This window comes from Streptomyces durmitorensis, assembly GCF_023498005.1.
GTDB classification, from domain to species: Bacteria; Actinomycetota; Actinomycetes; order Streptomycetales; family Streptomycetaceae; genus Streptomyces; species Streptomyces durmitorensis.
In genome coordinates, this window is record NZ_CP097289.1 from 1,325,984 (window position 1) to 1,344,907 (window position 18,924).

Below are 18,924 nucleotides of genomic sequence, written 5' to 3' on the forward strand. Positions count from 1 at the left end.
AGGCGCCGACGACCACGGGCGCACCAACGAGCCGGCGAGCGAGGCAGGGACTTGGCTGAGCCGGTCCGCCACCGCCTCCGCCTCCGCCACCGCCACCGAGCGACACACCGCGGCCGTGATCGCGGACCGTTTCCCGGATCGCGAGGGTTCGCCGCTATCTCGGCTGGGCCAGCACGATAGCGGCTCGGACCACGCCTGCCCCGGCTGCTTGGATGAGCAGTTCGCGGCCCTCGTCCACCCGCCCGGGCGCTTCGAGGAGCATGACGCCCAGGACCCAAGCGCACTTGGGGTCCGTCGGCAGCCCTGCTCGCAGTACCTCCTCCGCCTCTGCCGGGCGGCCCTGGCACCGCAACAGGTCGCCGTAGTACGGGAGGAGTTCGGTAGCGCCCCGGGTGATGCCGTCCCGGAAGGCGGCCTCCGCGCTGTCCAGCCGCCCGAGTTCCTTGAGCGCGATGGTCAGGCTGTTCCACGCACCCTGCGCTCCGCCTTCGGCAGCTCGTCGGAGCGCTTCGATGCGATCCTCTTCGCGACCCGGTATCCGGTGCAGCAGGGCGGACAGCAGGGACTGCGCTTCGGCTATGCCGGAGTCGCGCAGGGCCCGCTCGGCATCTGCCTCGCGTCCGGGGATTCCCATGAGCAGCTGACCCAGATGGAACTGTGCCGCCGGCCTGATGTCGGGATGGACTTCGGCGGCGAGGGAGGCCTCGGCCTCGGCTTCCCGGCCTGGCTGGCGGGCCAGGATCTTGCCGAGGACGAAGTTCGAGCTGATCGCGCCGAGCTCGGCGCCGCGACGCGCCAGCTCCTCGGCCTCGTCCAGGCGAGGCTGGTCCGAGAACAGCATGTCTGCGAGTTGAAGGAGGGACTCGTCGTGGCCGGCGGCGATCGCCTCGCGGTAGGCACTCTCCGCCTCGGCAAAGCGCCCCTGCTTGTCGAGCGCGATGGCAAGCAGCGGAAGTGCCCGGGACGAGCCCGCGTCACGGGCCGCTCTGGCCACTTCCTCGGCGGCCGGCAGATCATTCGCCGCGAAGAACAGCTCCTTGGCCAGATTCAACAGCCCTTCGTGGTCGCCGCCGGCGATGAGGCCATCCGTCAGACGCCGCAGATCCTTGTTCATGGCCGTCCCGTCGCCGCCAGGGGGTCGCCGTAAAAGCAGTACGCCGCGAAGCTGTCGGCACCGCCCTCGTGGTAGGCGCGCGCCCGGACCGAGCACAGTACGTCGGCGAACGGGCGGCTGGGGTCCTCTTGGAGTGCCTGGTAGAAGTCGATGGCGACCTGATGGGCCGGGCCGTCGTCCACCGCCCACAGTGGGGCGATGACGGCGGCCGCGTCGCAGGCGATGAACGCGGCCGGGAAGCCCTCGACGCTGGCGAGCCCGAGGCCCGGCCGGCCCAGTTCACACGCGTTGAGGAAGATCAGCGGACGGCGCTGCTCGCAGGCCAGGCCGAGCCCGCCACCGCGCATCTGGCGCGTCGACAGGGTTTGGTGGTTGAGCAACTGGATCGCCTGCAGTGTGGCGTCCTGGCCGTGGCAGACGAAGTGCAGGAGGCTCGCGTTGGTGGCGGCGTAGAACGCGTCGAGCTCGTCGAACGTGCCGGGGACTTCACGGCCCGGGTAGTGCGCGAGCACAAGGTCGCGTTCGGCACTCGCGTTCGGCAGCTTTCGCTCGCCGGGGTAGTCGGGGGCGAGCACCAGGCTGTCGGTGAGCCTCAGGCGCTGGCTGGGCGAGAAGTGCCCGGATTGGTGCCAGCGGCCGATCCCGCAGCTCACCCCGAGCGCCGGCATGGTCTGCCTCGGCTGACCATGCTCGCGGCGGTGCGGGATCATCAGCTCCCAGGGGATGGCCGGCTCCTCGGAGACCAGGTACATGTTTCGCGGTGGCGTCCCTGCGTCGACCAGCCGCCAGTACAGCTGCTTGAAGCACTCCGGGGCGACATCGAAGAAGTCCAGCCCGGCGCCCGTGAGCGACCGCTGCCGACCGGCCGGCGTGGCTGCCGGGTCGGCGAAATCGGCCATGATGCGCCGGGTGACGTCTTGGGCCGATTCGCTGAGCGCCCAGGTGCCCGTCATGACGAGGCCGCCGAGCAGGCCGGTCTGTAGCCGCACCAAGTAGTGGTGCCGCCGGCCCGCGTCACGCTCGATCACGACATAGAGGTCGGGTGCCTCGGCCCGGCCGTTCAGCAGCACGCCGCCCTGCTCAGCCGCCCCATGGCCGTCGCCCTGGGGCCGGGCAGCCAGGGAGGACCGCGTCCCGCCGGCTGCCCGCGGCCGCTCGCCATCGAAGCCCGCGACCGGAACGTGGCGCTGGACCGATCCGCTCGCCCGCAGCTGGTGGTCGAAGGTCGCACGCAAGGCAGGCGGTCCCGCGTCCTGGGGCACCGGGTCGCGCACGGCGAGGGTGAACCGTGCCTCGGTGGACCGGGCCTCGGCCGGGTCCACTTCGATCGTGGCGGTGGCCGGACCATCGATGACAAAGTGCGGAGTCACGGTCAGCCACACCTCGACGGACAGCTTCCGCAGGTCGGCGGGCGGGTTGCGGAGCACGAAGGCCGTGGCCTGTTCTCCGGCCTGCGACATCGTGGTGTCCAGTACGACATCGGCGGTGAACCGGGTACCGGGCCGCAGCGGCAGCGTCGCCTCGATGTCGATGTGCGGGTTCCGGCGGATCTCGGCGCCCGCCGCCGCCAGCTCCGCGGCCAGCTCGTCAAGGTGGGGCAGCAAGGCGGATGGGGGTGGTCCGGCCACGGGACCGGATCCGAGGCGGGTGGGGAACTCGCGGCCCTCTGACGTCAGCCCGCCGGCGCGAACGTCGCCGACTTGTTCCAGCGCGGCCAAGGCTGCCCTGAGCCTCGGCTCGTGCCGGGCGTACACCGCCAGCAGCATCTCGCGGACGAGCGTTGCGACCGCCGCCCACCGGTCCGCGTCGAACTCAAGCCGGCTCAGGATGCGCAGGGCCGCCCTGGTCCGTTCCAGTTGGCGGGGGGCGATCATGCGTGCAGCCCGAACAGCGCGAACCCAGCCCACCAGTAGGGATCGTCGTGGTCCGCCCTGATCTCGGCACGGGCCGCCTTGACAGCCTCGGGGATGGCCACACCGTCGAGCAGCGCCTCGTACAAGACCCGCATGAACGCCACCGACACGAGGTCGCCGACCGGCCAGAGCGCCACCAGCACCCAGCGTGCACCGCCTTGCAGGAGCGCACTGCCCACAGTGGCCAGCCCCTCGCCGTGCCACTCGCTACCGAAGCCGGTGCGGCAGGCCGCGACGACGACGAGCTCAGCCGCGATGTCAAGGTCGATCATCTCGTAGCCGTGCAGGACATCGTCGTGGCCCGGCTCGCGGAGTAACCGCATCATGCGAGATGAGCTGAGCACGATTCCGCTGCGCATGGGGTTGTCCAGATCGACGAGGCCGTGTGCCGCCACGTGCAGGTATCGGCAGCGCCGGGCCCAGGAGCGCAGCTCGTCCTCGGTGGCCCGGTCGCCGCAGAACGCGATCCCCCGGGAACCGAACAGCCCGGCGATCTCCTCGACCTCGACCTCGGCGCCGGGAAGGGACGGCAGGTCTGCGAACTCAGGCAGCGTCCGGTCGAACGCCGGGTTGCCGAAGCCGACGAATTCGGCTTCGGCGACCCGGTTCGGCCGTGGGGCACGGGGCCGCAGGCCGACGGTCGCGGACGGGACGTACACCACGGTCGGCCCATCGAGGAGCGGTTCGAACGGCATGACGTTCAGCGGGCCAGCCGGGCTCACCAGCAGCATCCCCGTCTCCGGGGGCAGTGGCCCGAGCGGGCCGAGGACCGCCTCGCGCAGCTCGTCCCAGACGCCCGCTGCGTCTTCCGGCGGTAGCCCGGCGTGGTAGGGGCCGACCACCCGCAGGACCAGGTCGGTCAGCTCGCTCACGTCAGTCGGCAGGACTCGCAAGTCGATGGCGTACGTGGTCACCGTCCAGGCGAACACCCTGGAATTCACAACCTGGAACTCGAGCAGCACGGTGCCCTGATGCAGCGCGGCCTGTATCTGCGCGCTGGTGAGCATGCCCGCGCTCGCGACCGGGTGGGCCGGGCTCACGAGGTCCTCAAGTGCTGCGGACAACTCGCGTTCCTGGCGGTGGAGTCCGGCGAGCGTGGCCTCGCCGGACTCGGGATCGGTCCTCGCGTGCAGCAGGCGTCGCGAGACCGCCGCCAGTTTCTGGCGCAGCCGTGACGCCTCCAGTCGCGACGCCTTCGGTGCCGTGGCGGCCGGCTCGCCCAGCCGTGCCTGCAGCGTCCGGGCCCGGGTCAGTTCTGCCAGCGTGAGGGCCTCCGCCGCGTTCCCCGGCGCGCCGAGCCGCTGGAGGGTCTCGAGCAGTTGGCTGTAGTAGTACTCCGACCGGGCGAACAGCGCGCTTCGGTTGGCGTCCCCTCTGGTCGCTGCCCACATCTGCTCGGCGGTCGCGACCGTCTCCCTGAAGTAGCCCAGCGCGTCTTCGGTGCGTCCCTGCGCCGCCGCGATCTGCCCTCGACCGGAGATCGCTTCCGCGCGTGCCCGGTTGGCGCTCGTGATCCCGTCGACGACCGCGGCGTAATAGGCGTCCGCCTCGGCCAGATCCCCGCTACCGTGCAGGGCGGTAGCCAGGTTGTAAGTGATGTTCAGAACTGAGCGCAGGTCGGAGGCCAGTTCGAGTGCCTTCCGATATCGCAGGGCGGCAGCGTCGAAGTCGCCGCGCGCGTAGTGGACGCCCGCCAGGTTGGACAGCGCCATGGCGTGTTGGGGGGAATCGTCTGCGGTCCGCTCCACCACCGTCTCGTAGAGACGCTGTGCACGGTCAAGGTCACCGCTCCACCGGTACACGCCGGCCAGCGCCATCGAGGCACCGGCGATGAGCCCTTCGTTGCCCAACGCCTCCGCGTCGGCCAGGGCTTCCGCCAGCATGCGCTGTGCTTCCTCGTAGTGCCCGAGCTCCTTTGTGATGTCTCCGAGCCTGATCTCGCAGCTGACCCGCATGGTGGGGCTGAGGGTGATCCGCGCCGTCTCGCGCAGTGCGGCGGCGGCAGCGCCGATCTCCCCCGCCTCGGCCTGGGCTTCGCCCAAGCTGTAGAGCATCTCCACCAGTTGGTCGCCGCGCGGCGTGTGCTCGCGGAGCATCGCCACGCCCTGGGTGAGGTGTTCAATGGCCTGCCCGAGATCGCCTTGGGACCGCTCGGCCTTCGCGAGCCGCCAAAGGTTCACCGCGCTGGCCATCGCCCCGTCGGCCGATTCCCCGGCCTCGGCCCTCAACACGGCAAGCGCCTCGCGGTACGTCGCCGCCTCGCCGGCAAGGTCTCCCTGCATCGACCGAATCATGCCGAGGGCGCTCAGCGCGGCGGCCCGCTCGGCGGCCGCTCCCGCGGCGGTCGCCAGCTCTACCGCCTCGGCGGCGTCGGCAGCTCCGCCGTCCACCTCGCCGGCCCTGGCACGGAGTTGCGCGATACTGCGCAGCAAGATCGAGGCGCCGCGCGGGTCCTCGGCGCGCACCTGGTCCTTGATGCTGTCCGCCAGCTCGATCGCCCCGGGCAGGTCGCCGTCCAGCCCGCGCATGCCCGCGAGGTTGCTCTGGCGCACAAGGGTCTCCGAACTGTCCGGCTCCAGTTCGAGCGCGATCGCGACAGCTTCTTCCATGTGTGCGCGCGCCATTGCCGCGCCGCCCGCCTCAAGCCGTTCGAGCATGGCGAGCCGCGACAGGATGGACCCGAGCATCACCCGCTCCTGGGGGGCGGTTCGCAGCGCCGCGACAAGCCGGCTCAGCCCTGCGACCGACAGGTCGAGCGGCGGCTCGAGGTGCTCGGTCAGTGCCTCAGCGGCACGCTCCAGGTCCTGCGCCTGCTGGAAACGTCCGTTTTGCTTGCAGACTTGGCCAAGGCGCCGGTAAAGATCGACCGCCAGTTCCAGGTGATCGTCGTCGACAGCCTGCAAGGCCTCGGTAAACGACTGCTCTGCCCGGCCGATGTCCTGCTGTAACAGGGCAAGTCTGCCGACCATCGTCAGCCGCTTGATGGTCGCTCCGGTCTCGTCGGCCGGATCGTGCTCCTCGCCGTTCTCCATCTAGGACACCCCCCGGTACCACCACATCCACCAACGCCTGGCCGGTTCGTCGGCCGGTCCGGGCCGGGGACTCTCGGTCCGCAGCTGCTCCGTCACTGCCGTGCCCAGTTCGCGGTCCAGCGGGCCGGTGTGGTCGATGCCCAGTGTGCTCGCCAGCGTCGGGACATACAGTCGGCCTGCGGTTTCCAGCAGCCGGGCGTACTGGTCCGCGCCTGCCCGCATCCGTAACCGGGCAGCCGAAGCGAGCACCACCGCGATCAGCGCGCCCGGCCACCACCACCAGGTGAGGAACGCGTACAGGACCGCCCATCCGGCCAGCGTGACCGCTCGCGCCATTGCTGCCCGGGCGTTCGCGATGTCACCGCACAGCCCGTCTGGGAGAACGCGCTCAAGGGCGGGCCACACCACCGCCAGGTCAACATGGTGGTCACGGTCCAGTCGCAGCACTGCCGCCTGGATGCGGTCGCCGGTCCAGGTCGGCCGCTCGGGCCGCTCGGGCGCGATGCGCGCCCTGCGGCCTGCGGCGGCCTGGCGGACCGCTGGATCCGGCCGGTCCGCCGGATCGGGCAGCAGCGCCCGTTGCAGTTCGCCGTCGTAGAGCCGGTCGGCATGGTCCCATCGCAGCCGCCGCAGGCACACCCACCTGCGGACCAACCATGCTGCGGGGACCGGCCACGCCGTCCACCCCGAGGCCAGCACCACCCGTTCCACGAAGACCCCGATGGCCTGGGCAACCACCCCTGCTGCCGCGGCCGCGAGCAGCACCGCGACCAGCAGCAGGATCTGCCCACTGGTGCCGGTGACAACCGGGTTCTTCGCCTCCGCCGTGATCGTGCGGACGAGCAGTTCCGCGTCGAACGGGTGCTGGTTGCCGAGCGTGTGCGCGGCCGCCGCCACGCCCAGGAAGAGCAGGCCCGGCAGCACAAGCAGGGAGAGCCAGCGGTCGGCGAGCTGCTTGCTCAGCTCGGTCCACAGTTCGGACACCCTAGAGCCTCTCGCGTTCAAGCGGGAGCCGCTGCGGGCTCACCGGACAGACGGGCACCGATCTCCCGACCTCGCGAGCACTACGCCCCGTACACAGACGCAGCGGGCAACGGAACACGATCTGCAGCGCTTCCATCCCGCTCGGCTCCCCACGCCGGGTGTTGTCAGGCCCGTACACCCCGTGCTGGTCGCCTGCCCGACGCGCGGCCTCGTCCACCATGTCAAGCAGCCCGCTGACTTCGGCCCCGGTTCCCCCCTCCCTCAGCACGCTCAGCAGCCGGCCTAGCGGAGTCCCGGGAAGAGCGCCGTCGTCGTTGAGCAGCTCACGCACTTCACCGAGGTGACCGCACAAGTAGGAGAGTCCCTTTGCGATCCAGAGAGCTTCCGGGCCGGATTCCGCTGCCACGTTGTCTCCCCACAAGCTGCCTGTTCGCGAAACACGAACTGCTCTGCCGCGCCCATCACAAACCGGGCCAGCATCGCGATAACCATATCGCCGAGTCCTTGTCGCCGACCCGCTAATCCTCAGAAGACCATCCAGGCCGGGCCCCGCGGTTCCGGCCGATGCTGGGCGCGCGCAGCTTCGGCAACGACGGCGCGGGCGGTCAATTCGCTTTCGGCGACGACGGGTTCGGCGTGGGCTTCGCCTGTACGGCGAACCGGATGATCGGCCATGGCGACGCGCGGTCCGCACGGCTCATCGGGGCGGTCAAGGAGTGTTTGCAGGGGGCGTGATCTCGTACTGTCGTTCGACTCAATGGCGGTGCGGAGTCGGTCGACATCCGGTAAGCCGGACAAATGGCCACACGCCCTACTGAATCGCGCCCCCGGATACCCAGGTGCGTATGCTCACCGACTCGGCCCGGATTTCTGTTCGCTGATTTCTGTTATCTCCGAACGCTCACGCGATCTCCCAGGTGTAAGGCCACAACGGCCACACGTGCCGACGAAGAAAGCGAGTGAGGCAGTCCATGATCGGTGAACACGATCCTCTGGTGACGGCGGCGCAGACCGGGGACCAGCAGGCGCAGGACGAGCTGGTCGCCGGATATCTGCCGCTGGTCTACAACATCGTCGGGCGGGCGCTCGACGGGCATGCCGACGTCGACGACGTGGTGCAGGAGACCATGCTGCGGGCGCTCGCGGGCCTGGCCTCGCTGCGCGACCCGGCGAGCTTCCGGTCCTGGCTCGTCGCCATCGCCATGAACGAGATCCGCAGGCACTGGCAGCAGCGCGCGTCCGGGCAGAAGAGCCCGAGCCCGCTCCACGAGGCGCACGACGTCGTGGACCCGGGCGCGGACTTCGTCGACCTGACCATCATCCGGCTCGGCCTGGTGGGGCAGCGCCGTGAGGTGGCCGAGGCCACCCGCTGGCTGGACACCGACGACCGTGCGCTCCTTTCGCTGTGGTGGCTTGAGGTCTCCGGCGAGCTCACCCGGGCGGAGGTCGCCTCCGCCATGGAGCTGCCGACGCAGCACGCCACGGTCCGTGTGCAGCGGATGAAGACCCAGCTGGAGACGGCCCGGATCGTGGTCCGGGCGCTGGCCGCGGAGCCCCGGTGCCCGTACCTGAGCGACGTGGTGGCCCCGTGGGACGGCGCTCCCTCCGGCCTCTGGCGCAAGCGCCTGGCCCGGCATGTGCGTGACTGCGCGATGTGCTCGGGCCACGGCGCGGGCCTCGTGCTCGCCGAGCGTCTCCTTGTGGGCGTCGCCCTGGTGCCGCCGACCGCAGCCCTTGCCGCCCCCGGCGCGATACGGGCGGTGAGCGCGGCCGACGCGCACCACCTGACGGCCGGCTCACCGCACATACCGAACGACGCGCACACCACGGCCCCGAACACGTACGAGATATCCGGCTCCCGCAGCGCCCCGGCGAGACATGCCGCTCAGCGCAGCCACCGGATGCCGCGCAAGGGCCGCACCGTGGCAGCGGGCGTCGCCGTGCTCGTCATCGCGACCGGGGTCATCTACTCGGCCACGCGCCCCTCGGACGACGAACAGACCGAGGCGCAGCCGCTCACCGCCTCGCAGCCGCCCTCGTCCGCGGCCCCCTCCACCACGGCCCCCAAGCGCAGCACATCCCCCTCCGCCTCCCCGAGCCGGACCAAGAAGCCGTCCCCCAAGGCCACGCCGTCGAAGACGAAGACGCCGAAGCCGAAGGCGACCACCCCGAAGCCCACCCGCTCCACCAGCGCTCCCCAGGCGCCGCAGGCCCCGGCAGGCAGCTCCTCATACAGCCAGGAGGTCACCCGGCTCGCCAATGCCGAGCGCGCCAAGAGCGGCTGCGGCCCGCTGTCCCTCAACAGCAAGCTGGGCAACGCGGCGCAGGGCCACTCCGACGACATGGCGGAGCGCGACTTCTTCGACCACACGAACCCCGACGGCAAGGACCCCGGCGACCGGGTCACGGCGGCGGGCTACCAGTGGAGCACCTACGGCGAGAACATCGCCGCGGGCCAGCGCACCCCGGCCGCGGTGATGGACTCCTGGATGAACAGCTCCGGCCACCGCGCCAACATCCTCAACTGTTCCTTCAAGGAGATCGGCATCGGCTACCGGCAGGGCAGCGGCGGCCCCTGGTGGACGCAGAACTTCGGCGCGAGGTGAGCAACGAGCGGTGAGCGGTGAGCGGCCGTGCCTCGGTCTCTTCGTCGTCCGAGGGGCGCGGGGGCCCGCGTTCGAATAGCGTGAAATCGACAGGATTCCCCCGTAAGGAGGCCCTCGCGATGTCCGCGTACCCGGAAGGCACGCCCTGCTGGGCGGATGCGATGTTCCCCGACGTGGAGGCCGCGAAGAGCTTCTACGGCGAGGTGCTCGGCTGGACGTTCGACAGCGGCTCGGAAGAGTTCGGCGGCTACACCCAGGCCCGCTCGGACGGCAAGGCCGTGGCCGCGGTCGTCCCGCAGATGGGAGGCGCGGACGGCCCCGCTGCCTGGAACCTCTACTTCGCCTCGCCCGACGCCGCCGCGACGGCCGCGAAGATCCGTGACAACGGCGGAACGCTCGCCATGGAGCCGGTGCAGGTCGGCGACTTCGGCACCATGGTCACGGCCCAGGAGCCCAGCGGCGCGTACTTCAGCGTCTGGCAGCCGGGCAGCCACGAGGGCTTCGAGAAGACCGGCGAGGCCGGCGCGTACTGCTGGGCGGAGCTCACCACACGGGATCCCGCCGCGGCGGACGCGTTCCTGCCTTCCGTCTTCCCCTTCGAGGTGAAGAAGATGGACGTCGACGACGTCGACTTCAGTGTCTTCGAAGTCGGTGGGCAGCCGGTGCTCGGCCGGCTCAAGATGACCGAGGACTTCCCGCCCGACGTGCCGCCGTTCCTCAACGTGCACTTCGCCGTGGACAACTGTGACGCCGCGATCGTCACCGTCGCCAAGCTCGGCGGCCACCTGCTCTTCGGCCCGATGGACAGCCCCTTCGGCCGCTTCGCCACGGTCGCCGACCAGCAGGGTGCCACCTTCAGCATCATCGACCTGACGACCACGGAGGGCGAGATGCCCTCGTTCTCCTAGGGCGCCCGGGTGAACGCGCGGCGGTAGGACCGCGGGGGCACTCCCCGACGGCGTACGAACTGCTCGCGCAGGACGGCCGCGCTGCCGTACCCGACCCGGTGGGCGATCTCCTCCACCGGCAGGTCCGTGGTCTCCAGGAGCTCCTCGGCGCTGCTCAGCCGCAGGTTGACCAGCCAGGCGTGCGGGGTGGTGCCGGTCGCCGCGGTGAAGCGGCGGGCGAAGGAGCGCCTGCTCATCAGGGCGCGGCGGGCCAGCTCCGCGACCGGCAGCGGCTCGTGCAGATGCTCGCGGGCCCAGGCGAGCACGTCGGCCAGGCGGTCGTCCTGGCAGTCCTCCGGTACGGGAGCGGCGAGGTACTGGGCCTGGCCGCCGTCACGGTGTGAGGGCAGGACCAGGTCCCGCGCGATGGTGTTGGCGGTGGCCGCGCCGTACTCGCGTCTGAGCAGATGCAGGCTGAGGTCGAAGCCCGCTGCCGCTCCCGCGCCGGTGACGATCTGCCCTTCGTCGATGTACAGGGCCTCGGCCTCGACGGTGACGTCCGGGTGGCGCCGGGCGAGGAGCTCGGCGAACCGCCAGTGGGTGGTGGCGCGCCGCCCGTCAAGGAGTCCCGCTGCGGCCAGGGCGAACGCGCCGACGCAGTGCCCCGCGACCAGCGCGCCCCGCTCGTGCGCCGCGGTGAACGCGTCGAGCACAGCGGGCGCAGGCGGCGTACGGAAGTCGGCCCAGGGCAGGGCGATCACGAGGTCGGCGGCGGCGAGCCGCTCCACGCCGTGCTCCACGGTGATGGGCAGCCCGGCGTCGGTGCGGACCTGCCCCGGCCGGTCGGTGCACAGGGCGAAGTCGAAGCGGGGCAGTCCGGGGCCCCGCTCGTCGAACACCTCGGAGACGATGCCGGCGCCGAGGATGCCGACGCCCGTCGGGGCGTAGGCGGCGATGGTCACGAAAGGCGGCATACGGGAGTGTGGCACGTTTCCTGCGATCAGTGGCAGAAGGGCCACTCGTTGCCCGGCGCCCCGCCCGGAAGACTCATCGGCATGACGAACACACAGGCAATCGCCCAGGCAGACGCACAGCTCGACACGCAGGCAGACGCGCAGGTCCACGCTCCGGCAGACGCCCCGCTCGGCCGCAGCGCCGTGTACACGATCCTGACCACCGGCTACACGGGCTCCACCGGCCCCGGAGTCGCCGCCACCGTCTCCTACGTCCGCGACGGTGACCGGCACGTGATCGTCGACCCGGGCATGGTGGCGAGCCGCAGCCGGATCCTGGACCCGCTCGCGGAGCTCGGCCTCGGCCCGGACGACATCACCGACGTGGTGCTCAGCCACCACCACCCGGACAACACCATGAACGTGGGCCTGTTCGGCCGGGCCCGGGTCCACGACCACAAGGCGATCTACGAGAACGACCAGTGGACCGACCGGGACGCCGAGGGCCATGAACTCGCCCCGTCGCTGCGGCTGATCCGCACTCCGGGACACAGCCGCGAGGACATCACCCTGCTCGCGGGGACGGCCGAGGGCACGGTGGCCTTCGTGGGCGACCTGTGGTGGCGGCCGAACGGCCCGGTGGAGGACCCGGTCGCCCCGGACCACACGGTGCTTCGGACGTCACGGCAGCGGGTGCTCGCCGCCGCGGATGTGATCGTGCCGGGCCACGGCGGCGCGTTCAAGGCCGATGCATCGGCGCCGCTCTAGGCGCCGGGCCGCCGGCTCCCGGTACGCGGCGAGCTCACAGCTTCCGCCAGCGCGCGGAGGCGAAGGAGAAGACCCCGAAGAGGATGAGCCCGGCCGCGACGGCGGCCAGGAGCCAGGGTCCCGCGGGGGTGTGCGCGAAGCTGCGGAGCGTCGCGTCCACGCCCTTGGCCTCGTCGGGGTCGAACTGGACGGCCGCCGTCACGATGAAGACGCCCGCGGCGGCGAAGACGGCGCCGCGTGCGGTACCGCCGGTCACGCCAAGGACGGTGACGACCTTGCGTGTGCGGCCCTTGAGGGAGCCGAGGTCCAGCTGCTTCAAGAAGCGGCGCATCATGGCCCGTACGGCGAGCACGACCCCGACGCCGATCAGGACGCAGCCCGCGGCACCCACCAGGTAGCGGCCGTAGGGAAGTTCCAGCGTGGTCTTCGTGTAGTCCTGCGATTTGGCGTCGCCGCTCGACCCCTGGCTCCCCCCGGCCGCGTACGTGGCGGTCGCCCAGCAGACAAAGGCGTAGAAGGCCGCCCTGCCGCCGTCGAGTGCACGCGATGCGGCCTTGCGGCGCGGCCCCCGCCTGCCCGCCGCGCGGGAGCCCCGCCACAGCGCCATGCAGCCGAACCCGACGACCAGTGCCCACAGCATCACCTCGCCGAAGGGCTGCTCGGCGACCTCGGCCAACGCGCCCTGGCGGTCGGCCTCTTTGCCTCCGCTGCCGAGGGCTATCCGAAGGGCGAGCACACCTATGAGGACGTATACGACGCCACGGGCGACGAAGCCCGCCCTGCCCGCCGCCGTCAGCGATTCGTTCTCCGCCGAGCGGCGGCCCGCGGCCTTCTTGGTCCGGCCGAGTGTGTGCGCCAGTGACGGCGTCATCGTGTCCTCCCCAGAAACGTGGGCGCGCGGTACGCGCCCGGTCCCCGAGTGCCCCGGTCAGCGGCAGACCATGCCTGGCGGCCCTTGCCGCCGCCGGGAACCTCAGGTGACGCCCGAGAGAAGGAAACCGGCGATCAACAGGCCGAAGCCCACCGGCGCGACCACGAAGACCGACAGCAGGGGAACCCATCCGATGAGTCCCTCGCGGACGGTCCGGCCCGCCTTGAGGCGGCCATGCGGGCGGCTCACTTCCGTCCGCAGGTCGAGGCGTTCGGCCGCGCGGTCCGACACGACCACTCCCGCGCCCTGCGGCCTGCGCAGAAGGGCCCTGCGCACCAGGGTGTCGACCTTCTCGTCGCCGCCCGCGAGCTTGTCGAGGATGAGCCGCACCCCGTGCTCGTCGGTGAGGATCAGCCGGTCGTCGTTCCGGGACTGCCCCGGCACCTCCAGGCGGCCGACCTTGGTGAGCCGGGCGAGATCGACGGTGTGCCGCCCGGTCAGGGTCTGGGCGGACAGCAGGTCGCCGTCGTGCGGGCGGGCGCGCCAGCCCATGTGGGCGTAGGCCGCCACCAGGCCGCTGATGAAGAGCGAGACCAGGTTGAGGAAGAGGAACCCGTCGTCGATCAGCCGGGCGCGGATCAGCAGCGCCGGCACGACGAGGAGAAGGGGCGGCGTCAGGAACACGACGATGTCGGCGACGCGACGCGCCGTTCGTCCTTGTCCTGCTCCTGCGGAGACCTCCGCGGTTCCGGCCGGGTCGGTGGTGGTCCCACGAGCGTTGATCGTCACGGCGGTGACGCTATCGCGCGCGGATCGCCGGGCGACAGGCGGCCGACGGCACGCATCGGGCGCCGGGCGGCAGCCGCCTCAGAGCAACGCCCCGCCGGACCGGGATACCCGTGGAGATGCGGTGATGTGAGGGCATACCCCGGCGCCCGGCACGAACTCCACGCCGGTCTCCTCGGCCATCGTGGCGAAGAACTTCCGGCCGTCGGCGGACTGCCGGGAGGTGGTCCACGCGTACGCGGACCAGGAGTCCGTGGCGCGGTGGAGCACCTCGCGGCCCAGGCCCATGCCCTGCCAGGGCCCGGCGATCGCGATCGTGTTGATGTGAGCGGCGCCGCAGGGATGGCACACCTGATAGTCGAGGTGCCCGATGTCGCGGCCCTTACTGTCCAGGAGCGTGATGACCTGGCGGCCCGCCGCCACCGCTGCCGGAGCGAACCGGTAGGTGACCGCCTGCGGGCAGGGGGGAGGCGGTCTGCGGAGCTTCACCGCGGTGCCGCCCTCACGCGGGCAGCCGGGTGGCGATGCGTGACGTCGTCGGCACGGGACATTGCGAGCACAGTAGCCACAGGACGCGACACCCGTATATCCCCGTACGGGGTGGCATTTCGCGCCCGGAAGCCCCGGAGAGCGGCCATCAGGGCCGTCACACCGGCTGCCGCGGTTCCATCAGGCGGGCCAGCAGGTCGTCCAGGCTGACAAGGCCGGTGAGGCGGCCCGATTCGTCGCAGAGCACGGCGAGCGAGGCGCGGCGCCTGCGCAGTTCCTCGACGGCGTGGGCGAGGGTGTCGTCGGCGGCGAATTCCGGTACGGGGCGCGCCAGTTCGCGTGCGGTCAGGGCGCGGCTCCGGGCGCGGGCCACCAGGGCGTCACGGGCGTGGACCGAGCCGAGGACGGTGGCGCCGTCCCTGACGAGCAGCCGGGTGCGGTCGCTCGCCGCGGCCACCTCGATGACCTCGTCGACGCTCGCACCGGCCGGGACGGACGTGATCTGCGCGGCGGCCGTCCGGAGGTCGCCGACCGCGGTCAGGGGTGCGGTGAGCGAGGTGGTGATGAGGCCCGAGTCGACCTCGCTGATCAGGCCGAGGCGCCACGACTCCTCGACCAGGTGCCCGAGTTGCTCGCGGTTGTGGACCGAGGTGAGCTCGTCGCGCGGTGTGACCTTGCACAGGCGGACGAGGGCGTTGCTGACCTTGTTGAGGAGGGTGAGCAGGGGGCGTACGACCTTGACCACGGCCCGGAAGGGCGGGGTGAGCAGCATCGCCGAGCGCTCGGGGTGGGCGATGGCCCAGGACTTGGGTGCCATCTCGCCGACGACCATGTGCAGGAACACCACGACGACCATGGCGAGCGCGAAGGCGATGCCGTAGCTGAGCCCGGCGGGCAGGCCCAGCTTCTCCAGGAGCGGGTCGAGTTCATGGGAGATGGCGGGCTTGGAGACGGACCCGAGGCCCAAGGTACATACAGTGATGCCGAGTTGGGCCCCGGCGAGCATCAGGGACAGCTCCCGCATGCCCGCGAGCGCGGACTTGGCGCCGCGCTGTCCGGCGGCGACAGCGCGCTCCATGCGGTGGCGCTTGGCGGCGACCAGCGCGAACTCGGCGGCCACGAAGAAGCCGCTGGCGATCAGCAGCAGGACGGTGACGAAGAGGGCCAGGGGGAAGCTCATGCGGTGCTCTCCTCGGCGCTCGGCACGTCCGCCGCCGGCAGGCGCTCGATCCGTACGCGCTCGGGCACGTGGCGGTCGAGGCCGAGTACGGCGAGGGCGACGCGGCTGCCGTCGGACAGCCTCACGGTCAGGCGGTCGCCGATGGCCGGGAAGCGGCCGAGCCGGTCGACGATCAGTCCGGCCACGGTGTCGTAGTCGTCCTCCTCGGGCAGGTCGATGCCGGTCGCGTCGGCCACCTCGTCCAGGCGGCGGCCCGCGTCGACGAACCAGCCGCCGCCGTCCGCGACAGCGAGCTCGACGACGGTGTCGGACTCGTCGGCGATGTCCCCGACGAGTTCCTCTGCGATGTCCTCGTACGTCACGATGCCCGCCACTCCCCCGTGCTCGTCGAGGACGACCGCGAACTCGTCGTCCCGCTCGCGCATCTGCGCCACCGCGCCCGGCAGCGGCAGGGTGTCGGGCAGCAGCAGGGGGCGCCGGGCCTGCTCGCCCGCCGTGGTGCGGCCGAAGCGTCCTGCGGGCAGCCGCATCAGTTCGCGTACCCCGAGGACGCCCGCGACGTCGTCCGGATGGTCGCCCATGACGGGGTAGTTCGAGTGTCCGTGTTCGGCGATGAGCCGCACGGCCTCGTCCGCCGTGGCGTCCTTGCGTACGAAGGTGACGTCCGCCCGGGGCACCATCACCTCGTCGAGCGTGCGCTCGGAGAACTCCAGGGCGTGGTCGAGGAGTTCGGCGCTCTCCCGCGGCAGCCTGCCGTGCTCGTGGGACTCGCCGATGAGATGGCTGAGCTCTTCGAGTGTGGCGCCGTGGTGCAGTTCCTCGACGGGCTCGATGCCGATCCGGCGCAGCAGCCGGTTGGCCGCGCTGTCGAAGACGCGGACCACGGGGCCGACGACCTTCAGGTACGCCAGCGTGGAGGCGGCAAGGGTCTTCGCGAGCCGCTCGGGGACGGCCAGCGCGAGGTTCTTGGGGGCGAGCTCCCCGAGGACCATCTGGAGCACGGTGGCGACGACGAAGCCGAGGACCACGGAGAGGGCGGAAACGGCGCCGTCGGAGAGTCCTGTGCCGTCCAGGGCGGGCTTCAGGAGCCCGGACACGGAGGGCTCGGCGAGGAAGCCGACGACCAGACCGGTGACGGTGATGCCCAGCTGGGCGCCCGAAAGCATGAACGAGAGCCGCCCGAGGACCTGCACGGCGCGGGCCGCCCGCCGGTCGCCCGCTTCCGCCTCACGGGCGAGCGCGAGGCGGTCCGCGGCCACGTACGCGAACTCCTGTGCGACGAAGTAGCCGGTGCCCGCGGTCAGGACGAGGACGGCGAGCAGACCGAGTACGGCGGACAGCAACGGTGGCTCCGTTCCGATGAGGGGCGTGCCGGTCATTCTCGGTGCGGCCGCGGCATCTCGCCATGTCAGGCGAAGCACCCAGCCCGCACGACGACAGTGGGTGCAGAAGTACGTCTAACTTCTACACCCACTGTAAAAGAATCGCAAAGTGCCTGCTCAGGCCGGTATGAGGCCGGACATCAGGACGCACCCCGCGACCGGGACGTCACGCGTCGCGTCGGCGCAGCCGCCACGCGGCCACGCCGAGGAGCAGCAGGGTGTACCCGGCGACCAGGGCGAGCGAGGGCCAGGCGCCGAGGCTGCCGACCGTCTCCGGGCTCGCGTCAGAGGTCTGCGTGAGCTTCTCCAGGGCGGCCGTCGGCGTCGCCCCTGCGACCCAGCGCTGGAGATCACCGAGCAGCGGGCCGAACAGGGACGGCAGCATCAGGACGCCGACCACCGTGACGACGGCCCCCGCCGAGTGCTTCAGGAGGGTGCCGACCGCGAGGCCGACGAGTCCGACGAGCGCGAAGAGACCGGCGATGCCGAACAGCGCGGGCAGCGGCTCCCCTCGGGCGTACTTGCCGTCCTCCAGGACCGCGCCGCCGACGAGATACGCCGCCGTGCAGCAGACGAGCCCGGTGACGTACAGGAGGCAGGCCAGCAGGGCCGCCTTCGCGGCGAGCACACGGCCGCGGCGCGGTACAGCGGTGAGGGTGGCGGTGATGGTGCCGCTCGCGTACTCGCCGCACACGGTGAGCGCGCCCACCGCGCCCGCGACCATCAGCGAGATGACACCGAGGGTGAGGCTGCCGCCCAGCACCGTGTCGTCGGGCTGCAGGCTGCCACTCAGGCCTACGAACACCGCGCCGACCACGGTCAGTACGCCGGTGACCAGGAGTGTCCAGCGGGTGGAGCGCAGGCTTGCGAACTTGGTCCACTCGAAGGCGAGGGCCGTACGGAAGCCGGGAGCGGCGGAGGCTGCTGTCGCTCTCGTTGTAGTTGTCGCTGTCGTCGTCGTCATCGGACCGGCTCCTTGTTCTCGGCGTTCTCGGCGTCCTCGGCGTTCTCGGCTTCGTACGTCCCAGCCGTGCCCCGGTACTCCACCGAGGCCCGCGTCATGTCGGTGTAGACCTCCTCCAAGGAGGAGAAGACCGGGGTGAGTTCATGAATCGCCAGGTCTTGCGTGCGCGCGAGCTCGCCGATCTCGGCGGGCGTCAGACCGCCGACCCGCCAGCCGCCGCGCGCGTCCAGGCGCACGGACGCCCCCGCCGTCTCCAGCAGGGCCCGCATCCGCTGCGCCTCGGCGCCGGGTGTACGCAGGAGGGTGGCTCCCTGGGAGTTGGTCTCGATGAAGTCCCTCATGTCCGTGTCCGCGAGCAGCCGGCCGCGTCCGATCACGATCAGGTGGTCTGCGGTCAGCTCCATCTCGCTCATGAGGTGACTGGAGAGGAACACCGTTCTGCCGTCCGCGGCAAGGGACTTGAGCAGGTCGCGGATCCAGCGGATGCCCTCGGTGTCCAGGCCGTTGACCGGCTCGTCGAGGATGAGTACGCCGGGGTCGCCGAGCAGCGCCGCCGCGATGCCCAGGCGCTGGCCCATGCCCAGGGAGAGCCCTTTGGCCCGCTTGCCCGCCACACGCGTGAGACCCACCGCTTCGAGGACCTCGTCGACCCGGCTTCCGCCGATTCCGTTGCTGCGGGCCAGGCCGAGGAGGTGCTGTCGCGCGGTGCGCCCGCCGTGCACCGATGTGGCGTCCAGGAGCGAGCCGACCTCGCGCAGGGGCGCGGCGCTGCGGTAGTAGCGTCGCCCGTTGACCGTGACCGCGCCGCCGCTCGGCGCGTCGAGGCCGAGGATCATGCGCATGGTGGTCGACTTGCCGGCGCCGTTCGGGCCGAGGAAGCCCGTCACGTGGCCGGGCCTGACGGTGAAGCTGAGCCGGTCGACGGCAGCCTTGCCGCCGTACCGCTTGGTGAGTTCCCGTGCTTCGATCATGCCGTCGACGCTACGGAGGGCGAC

15 protein-coding genes and 1 pseudogene are annotated in these 18,924 nt (G+C 71.3%); 4 read left to right on the forward strand and 12 right to left on the reverse strand.

Annotation, left to right across the window (positions count from 1 at the left end; translation table 11 throughout):
- Nucleotides 1-154: 154 nt before the first annotated feature.
- From M4V62_RS06240 to M4V62_RS06255, 4 genes are read right to left on the reverse strand one after another with little or no spacing between them, the layout of a single operon-like run.
- Complete coding sequence (locus tag M4V62_RS06240; protein ID WP_249586214.1) at nt 155-1,114, reverse strand: tetratricopeptide repeat protein; 960 nt, start codon at nt 1,112-1,114, stop codon at nt 155-157.
- Nucleotides 1,111-2,988: a CATRA system-associated protein gene (locus tag M4V62_RS06245; RefSeq protein WP_249586215.1), complete on the reverse strand. Its 1,878-nt coding sequence runs from the start codon at nt 2,986-2,988 to the stop codon at nt 1,111-1,113. The genes M4V62_RS06240 and M4V62_RS06245 overlap by 4 nt, the downstream gene beginning before the upstream one ends.
- The gene (locus M4V62_RS06250; protein ID WP_249586216.1) at nt 2,985-6,059 is read right to left on the reverse strand and encodes a CHAT domain-containing tetratricopeptide repeat protein; all 3,075 of its coding nucleotides are present in this window, start codon (nt 6,057-6,059) and stop codon (nt 2,985-2,987) included. The genes M4V62_RS06245 and M4V62_RS06250 overlap by 4 nt, the downstream gene beginning before the upstream one ends.
- Nucleotides 6,060-7,043: a hypothetical protein gene (locus M4V62_RS06255; RefSeq protein ID WP_249586217.1), complete on the reverse strand. Its 984-nt coding sequence runs from the start codon at nt 7,041-7,043 to the stop codon at nt 6,060-6,062. It lies immediately after the preceding gene.
- Between the two features lie 552 nt (nt 7,044-7,595).
- On the opposite strand from M4V62_RS06255, the pseudogene M4V62_RS06260 reads away from it, so the two are divergent.
- The 3 genes and pseudogenes from M4V62_RS06260 to M4V62_RS06270 all read left to right on the forward strand — a co-directional run.
- A pseudogene (locus tag M4V62_RS06260) lies at nt 7,596-7,778 on the forward strand (carboxylesterase); the annotation flags it as partial.
- A gap of 236 nt (nt 7,779-8,014) precedes the next feature.
- Entirely contained in the window at nt 8,015-9,649 is a 1,635-nt protein-coding gene (locus M4V62_RS06265; protein WP_249586218.1) for a sigma-70 family RNA polymerase sigma factor, read from the forward strand.
- A gap of 119 nt (nt 9,650-9,768) precedes the next feature.
- On the forward strand, nt 9,769-10,557 hold the full coding sequence (locus tag M4V62_RS06270; RefSeq protein ID WP_249586219.1) for a VOC family protein: 789 nt from the start codon (nt 9,769-9,771) through the stop codon (nt 10,555-10,557).
- Here M4V62_RS06270 and M4V62_RS06275 read toward each other — a convergent pair.
- Entirely contained in the window at nt 10,554-11,510 is a 957-nt protein-coding gene (locus M4V62_RS06275; RefSeq protein WP_249586220.1) for a GlxA family transcriptional regulator, read from the reverse strand. The two genes, M4V62_RS06270 and M4V62_RS06275, sit on opposite strands and share 4 nt — an antisense overlap.
- 81 nt (nt 11,511-11,591) lie before the next feature.
- Between M4V62_RS06275 and M4V62_RS06280 the strand changes: the two genes are divergently transcribed.
- Entirely contained in the window at nt 11,592-12,257 is a 666-nt protein-coding gene (locus M4V62_RS06280; protein WP_249586221.1) for an MBL fold metallo-hydrolase, read from the forward strand.
- Nucleotides 12,258-12,291: 34 nt separating this feature from the next.
- Here M4V62_RS06280 and M4V62_RS06285 read toward each other — a convergent pair whose 3' ends face one another.
- The 7 genes from M4V62_RS06285 to M4V62_RS06315 all read right to left on the reverse strand — a co-directional run bounded on the left by M4V62_RS06285 (nt 12,292) and on the right by M4V62_RS06315 (nt 18,900).
- On the reverse strand, nt 12,292-13,128 hold the full coding sequence (locus M4V62_RS06285) for a DUF1206 domain-containing protein (RefSeq protein WP_249586222.1): 837 nt from the start codon (nt 13,126-13,128) through the stop codon (nt 12,292-12,294).
- 102 nt (nt 13,129-13,230) lie between these two features.
- Entirely contained in the window at nt 13,231-13,917 is a 687-nt protein-coding gene (locus tag M4V62_RS06290; RefSeq protein ID WP_249586223.1) for a hypothetical protein, read from the reverse strand.
- Between the two features lie 78 nt (nt 13,918-13,995).
- Nucleotides 13,996-14,403, reverse strand: a complete 408-nt coding sequence (locus tag M4V62_RS06295; protein ID WP_249586224.1) for a GNAT family protein — start codon at nt 14,401-14,403, stop codon at nt 13,996-13,998.
- A gap of 157 nt (nt 14,404-14,560) precedes the next feature.
- Nucleotides 14,561-15,583, reverse strand: coding sequence for a hemolysin family protein (locus tag M4V62_RS06300; protein WP_249586225.1), 1,023 nt, complete (start codon nt 15,581-15,583; stop codon nt 14,561-14,563).
- On the reverse strand, nt 15,580-16,923 hold the full coding sequence (locus M4V62_RS06305) for a hemolysin family protein (protein WP_249592713.1): 1,344 nt from the start codon (nt 16,921-16,923) through the stop codon (nt 15,580-15,582). The genes M4V62_RS06300 and M4V62_RS06305 overlap by 4 nt, the downstream gene beginning before the upstream one ends.
- Before the next feature lie 208 nt (nt 16,924-17,131).
- Nucleotides 17,132-17,929, reverse strand: a complete 798-nt coding sequence (locus M4V62_RS06310) for an ABC transporter permease subunit (protein ID WP_249586226.1) — start codon at nt 17,927-17,929, stop codon at nt 17,132-17,134.
- On the reverse strand, nt 17,926-18,900 hold the full coding sequence (locus tag M4V62_RS06315; protein ID WP_249586227.1) for an ABC transporter ATP-binding protein: 975 nt from the start codon (nt 18,898-18,900) through the stop codon (nt 17,926-17,928). The genes M4V62_RS06310 and M4V62_RS06315 overlap by 4 nt, the downstream gene beginning before the upstream one ends.
- Nucleotides 18,901-18,924: the final 24 nt, after the last annotated feature.

What these genes read in the sequence shown, in the direction of transcription:
- M4V62_RS06240 (WP_249586214.1), bottom strand. Translation starts at nt 1,114, where the DNA reads ATGAACAAGGATCTGCGGCGTCTGACGGATGGCCTCATCGCCGGCGGC.
- M4V62_RS06245 (WP_249586215.1), bottom strand. Translation starts at nt 2,988, where the DNA reads ATGATCGCCCCCCGCCAACTGGAACGGACCAGGGCGGCCCTGCGCATC.
- M4V62_RS06250 (WP_249586216.1), bottom strand. Translation starts at nt 6,059, where the DNA reads ATGGAGAACGGCGAGGAGCACGATCCGGCCGACGAGACCGGAGCGACC.
- M4V62_RS06265 (WP_249586218.1), top strand. Translation starts at nt 8,015, where the DNA reads ATGATCGGTGAACACGATCCTCTGGTGACGGCGGCGCAGACCGGGGAC.
- M4V62_RS06270 (WP_249586219.1), top strand. Translation starts at nt 9,769, where the DNA reads ATGTCCGCGTACCCGGAAGGCACGCCCTGCTGGGCGGATGCGATGTTC.
- M4V62_RS06275 (WP_249586220.1), bottom strand. Translation starts at nt 11,510, where the DNA reads ATGCCGCCTTTCGTGACCATCGCCGCCTACGCCCCGACGGGCGTCGGC.
- M4V62_RS06280 (WP_249586221.1), top strand. Translation starts at nt 11,592, where the DNA reads ATGACGAACACACAGGCAATCGCCCAGGCAGACGCACAGCTCGACACG.
- M4V62_RS06285 (WP_249586222.1), bottom strand. Translation starts at nt 13,128, where the DNA reads ATGACGCCGTCACTGGCGCACACACTCGGCCGGACCAAGAAGGCCGCG.
- M4V62_RS06300 (WP_249586225.1), bottom strand. Translation starts at nt 15,583, where the DNA reads ATGAGCTTCCCCCTGGCCCTCTTCGTCACCGTCCTGCTGCTGATCGCC.
- M4V62_RS06310 (WP_249586226.1), bottom strand. Translation starts at nt 17,929, where the DNA reads ATGACGACGACGACAGCGACAACTACAACGAGAGCGACAGCAGCCTCC.
- M4V62_RS06315 (WP_249586227.1), bottom strand. Translation starts at nt 18,900, where the DNA reads ATGATCGAAGCACGGGAACTCACCAAGCGGTACGGCGGCAAGGCTGCC.